This is a genomic window from Actinomycetospora termitidis (assembly GCF_030286555.1).
Lineage (GTDB): Bacteria > Actinomycetota > Actinomycetes > Mycobacteriales > Pseudonocardiaceae > Actinomycetospora > Actinomycetospora termitidis.
Window position 1 is genome coordinate 1 of record NZ_JASVWF010000021.1, and the last position, 438, is coordinate 438.

A 438-nucleotide genomic window follows, 5' to 3' on the forward strand; every position below is an offset into this window, starting at 1 on the left:
TCGAACAGCGGCCGGTACTCCTCGGGGGTCACCTCCTCGACGGCGCCGAGCATGCCGTGGCCGGCGTTGTTGACCAGGACGTCGATGCCGCCGAACGCGCTCTCGGCGAGGGCGACGGCCGCCTCGGTGTCGCCGGCGCGCGTGACGTCGAGGGCGATCGCGCGGCAGGTGTCGGGGTGCCGGGCGACCACGTCGTCGAGGGAATGGGGGTCGCGGGCGGTGGCGAGCACGGAGTCACCGCGCTCCAGTGCCGTCGAGGCGAGCAGCCGTCCGAGTCCGCCGGAGCAGCCGGTGATCAGCCAGCGCAGGGTCATGTCAGTCTCCTGTCGGAGTTCGTGGGGATGGCGAGCTACCGCGCGGAGTCCGCCGCGGATGCTCGCGTCGTGGGGGAGGTGAGGGCTGCGAGGCGTGCCTCGCTCGGGCTGCCGGGCTCGGCGG

Annotated in this window: 1 protein-coding gene; it reads right to left on the reverse strand. The window is 74.0% G+C overall.

The window, feature by feature from the left end:
• Window positions 1–314: SDR family NAD(P)-dependent oxidoreductase (locus QRT03_RS32015; protein WP_286057226.1), on the reverse strand; the 314-nt coding region annotated here is incomplete at its 3' end.
• Window positions 315–438 lie beyond the last annotated feature (124 nt).